Origin of the sequence: Burkholderia sp. SIMBA_051, assembly GCF_046534915.1 — a bacterium.
GTDB lineage: Bacteria > Pseudomonadota > Gammaproteobacteria > Burkholderiales > Burkholderiaceae > Burkholderia > Burkholderia ambifaria.
Genome location: NZ_JAWRXS010000899.1, coordinates 1 through 236, shown reverse-complemented (window position 1 = coordinate 236; position 236 = coordinate 1). Strand labels below are relative to the sequence as shown.

Genomic DNA, 236 nt, shown 5'->3' with positions numbered 1-236 from the left:
GGTGTCGTCTTCATTAACGGCTTCGTCGAACGTAAAACCGTACTGAAAGCCCGAGCAGCCGCCGCCCTGCACGAAAACGCGCAGTTTGAGGTCCGCATTGCCTTCTTCTTCGATCAGTTGCTTGACCTTGTCAGCCGCTGCGTCGGTAAAAACGAAGGGGGCGGGCATCTCGGTCACGGGTGTGTCGGTGACTGCGTTCATTCGAACTCTCCAAAAAGCTTCTAACCGCTATTGTA

The 236-nt window shown here is 54.7% G+C and carries 1 protein-coding gene; it reads right to left on the bottom strand.

The features are described 5' to 3' along the window. Window positions 1-201 (bottom strand): iron-sulfur cluster biosynthesis family protein (locus tag SB771_RS37060; RefSeq protein WP_410722294.1); only part of this gene is annotated, 201 nt, incomplete at its 3' end. Window positions 202-236 lie beyond the last annotated feature (35 nt).